Origin of the sequence: Roseibacillus persicicus (assembly GCF_014651675.1) — a bacterium.
Classification (GTDB): Bacteria; Verrucomicrobiota; Verrucomicrobiia; order Verrucomicrobiales; family Akkermansiaceae; genus Roseibacillus; species Roseibacillus persicicus.
In genome coordinates this window covers 1-3,105 of sequence record NZ_BMXI01000033.1, presented here as the reverse complement: position 1 = coordinate 3,105, position 3,105 = coordinate 1, and the positions used below count along the sequence as shown (strand labels likewise).

Annotated in this window: 4 protein-coding genes; all 4 read left to right on the top strand. The window is 48.8% G+C overall.

The annotated features are described in order from the left end of the window. The first annotated feature begins 113 nt into the window (after positions 1–113). The 4 genes from IE099_RS20340 to IE099_RS20325 all read left to right on the top strand — a co-directional run bounded on the left by IE099_RS20340 (position 114) and on the right by IE099_RS20325 (position 2,862). Positions 114–764: a DUF6794 domain-containing protein gene (locus IE099_RS20340; RefSeq protein ID WP_189574584.1), complete on the top strand. Its 651-nt coding sequence runs from the start codon at positions 114–116 to the stop codon at positions 762–764. A gap of 89 nt (positions 765–853) precedes the next feature. After that, positions 854–1,357 carry a hypothetical protein gene (locus IE099_RS20335; RefSeq protein WP_189574581.1) on the top strand — a complete coding sequence of 168 codons (504 nt, stop codon included), beginning with the start codon at positions 854–856 and terminating at the stop codon, positions 1,355–1,357. Between the two features lie 209 nt (positions 1,358–1,566). Next, on the top strand, positions 1,567–2,196 hold the full coding sequence (locus IE099_RS20330) for a hypothetical protein (RefSeq protein WP_189574578.1): 630 nt from the start codon (positions 1,567–1,569) through the stop codon (positions 2,194–2,196). 138 nt (positions 2,197–2,334) lie between these two features. Next, on the top strand, positions 2,335–2,862 hold the full coding sequence (locus tag IE099_RS20325) for a hypothetical protein (protein ID WP_189574575.1): 528 nt from the start codon (positions 2,335–2,337) through the stop codon (positions 2,860–2,862). Positions 2,863–3,105 lie beyond the last annotated feature (243 nt).

The window sequence follows — 3,105 nt, the reverse complement described above, 5'->3', positions numbered from 1 at the left end:
CACAAATCCGACCGCGCTGGCGAGTCGGAGATTGACGGGAGGAGGGAGCGTGGTAGAAGTAGTGAGAGTGCGCTGAGTCGGTCGGATTGGGTGTGCTGGAACGTTCGACTAGAATGAGAATACTGTATTGCACGCTGGTTCTAGTTGCTTGCGAGCAGCGGGACACTGAAAATCTTCAGGAAGCTGGCCCAAATGATAGACCACAAGTAGTTGCTCAAGAGTCCTCCAGTGAACGATTTGAGAATTTGGTTGCCGAGTTTGCTGAAAACTTAACAGAAGAGGCGAGGAAATCATTTCTCAGCACAGAAACTGCAGAGGAGGCAGTTGACCACTTTGGATGGGGTATGTCCTTGCGGAATGGAGAGCTCAATCAGAGGAATTCTGAGACGCGACAGTTGCTTGTCCGCCATGGGATTTATCACCGCGATGATTTGTCATCTATTTTGATGCTCTCTGTGATAAGGAAGGTGCGAAATGAGCCGATAAAGTTTAAAGAGCAGGTTGATTACTACCGTTCTTATTGGCAAGAACTTGATATTATTGCACCTACTCAGATAGCTTGTGCTGAATGTGACTTGGAATTGGAGGTTCTTTACTATGGTTCCAATAAAAATCCGAAGCACCCAGAAAGAGAGTATTTTTACGGGGCATGTCGCTCTTGTGACCAAGCTTACCTATTTTATCACGAGGATGGATGGCTTCCGTATGAACAGATAGTGGTCGAACAAGTCGTGCCAGCTAAGTCCGACCGCTCTGGTGGGTGAGTTATTTTCTGGCCATTTGGGGGTGTTTTGGCTTCGGTGTAGGCGTGCGGAGGCGGTCGGCCTAGCTGCACTTGAACGTTCGACTGAAAATGATAAAGCGAATTATCAGCATGGTTATTTGTGCCTTCGGCATAGCGCACGGAAAAACTGTTACCGTAGACGTTGATGGAAAGGGCGTCTCGAAGGTAGAGTTGCCAAGTAGCTTTAATGGTCGTTCGGAAGGAAAAGATACGATCCTGAGTATGCCCGATTCAGAGAAAGAGGACGGTCCATCTTCTCTTAGGATTTCCCTTATCCGAGATCTAGGCTCAAGGTTTGGGGAGAATGATGCGTCCGAGTTTTTGAAGAGATTTAAGCAAGATCTCGTCGTGAAGAGATCAGGGGGAACGCTATTTGTGGTAAATACTGAAGAATCCACTTCCGAAACCGGAGTCAAATTCGTAGCTCATCAGTTCGCTGCAGTGGCTGATGGACTTCTTTTTTCGATGACATTCCAGACAATCGTGGGTCGTGAAGGAGAAAAAGAGGCGATTCTTATTAGAGATAACCTCAAGAAGATCTTAGCCAGTCTTGGACGTAAGTCGGCCAAATAAGTCGAACAATGCGCAGCACCACAAATCCGACCGCGCTGGAGTTTCCGAAGATTGACAGGATGCTTGGAGGCTGTAGAAGTAGTGAAAGCGCGCTGAGTCGGTCGGATTGGGTGTGCTAGAACGTTAGCCTAAAAATGAGCCTCTTTCTCTGGTGGATACGAATCCGCAAGTATATTCCCAAATCGCTACATAGTAGGATAGAAAGCCTAATGATTTCAGAAGAACCGAAGGAGCATGAGTTGCCTCAACCTAGAAATCCTCCGGAGCAGGATTTTTCGTCCTTGAAGGTTGAAGGATTGCAACTTGATTCAGATTTATTCGTGGAAGCAATTTCGAAGTCAAATCGCTACGGTGCATGGGACTATTCCAATGATTGTCTGCCGCCCGCCTGGTCTGATGAGATAAAATTTTTCAATTGGATCAATGAGAATAAGCTGCCCCGTGAGTTAGCAGAGCTTTTGTATTACCATACACCAGAGCGTGATTTTATGGCTGGCTCACACTACATTCATGGAGTCGAGTCGCTTATCGAAGCGAACGATGATGAAAGGTGCTCGAATGTGCGGGAGGCGGGTTTTCTAATAGTTGGTAGTGGTCCAAACGGAGACGATGTGGTTGTTGATATGGAGGGAGCCAAGAAGGGAGCAATTGGATACTTCCCAATCTCGACTAAATGGGACAAGACTCCCGACGAACTAAAGAGAATGTTTATTCCTGTAGTCGATTCTATCGGTGACTACTTTGATATTTATCAACGCGGTAAGGATGCGAAGAACATTGGCAAGTATGATCACATTGCCGGCGATTACTGGTCCGCCAAAGAGCACGTAGAAGGCTAACAATGCGCAGCACCACAAATCCGACCGCGCTGGCGAGTCGGAGGTTGACTGGGGGAAGGAGCGTGGTAGAAGTAGTCAAAGCGCGCTGAGTCGGTCGGATTGGGTGTGCTGAGACGTTCGCCTGAAAATACCATTGTAATGAGCTATTATGTACAGACGCGATGGGGTGGTTCGGAGAACGCGCCAACTGAAACTCGCATGCGAGAGATTCTAGCCGAGCTAGACGCCCCCGATATGGAGCACGCAAGCACGTGGTTGGGTCATGAAGATGGCTGGACTCTATCGGTATCGGAGGACGGGGTGGCGGTTTGGGAGAATGAGGAGTTTGGCCATGGACCGAAATATCAGGAGGGAATCGGGCAAGAAGAGGCACTTCGTTTGTGGATTCTTGTTTCGCTAGGTGAGTTTAATGCAGTCGATAGTGAGCCGTGGAAGGACGGTCAAGGGCCGCCAATCAGCGAGGAGGAGCTTGAAGTGCGAAGACGCGAAATTGCGGAATTTACGCTCAAGATGAATCGAGACTTTTACGATAGCTTGGGTCCGGAAGACGATGCCAAGTGCTGTCGGGACTCTGATTGCTCGCGCGGCACGGTCAAATTCAGCGTTTTCTGTAGGACGCACCATTTCGAGAGTCTTCGGAAGGAATCATGCCCATTCGACCATTAAAGCTGAAGGGAAGAAGCCTTGGCGAACAATGCGCCGCTGCCAAACCCGACCGCTCTGGCGAGTTGGCAATTGACAGCATATTTGTGGGCTGTAGAACTGCTGAGAGCTCGCTGAACGGTCGGTTTGGCAGGGCTGGAACGTTCGCTTGGAATCGTATTATCTGGACGATTTCTTCTGCTTTGACAAGGCAGTGGAACGCTGGTTTTTTCGAGGTGAACTCCAAGTAGGCTCCTCGAATTTGTT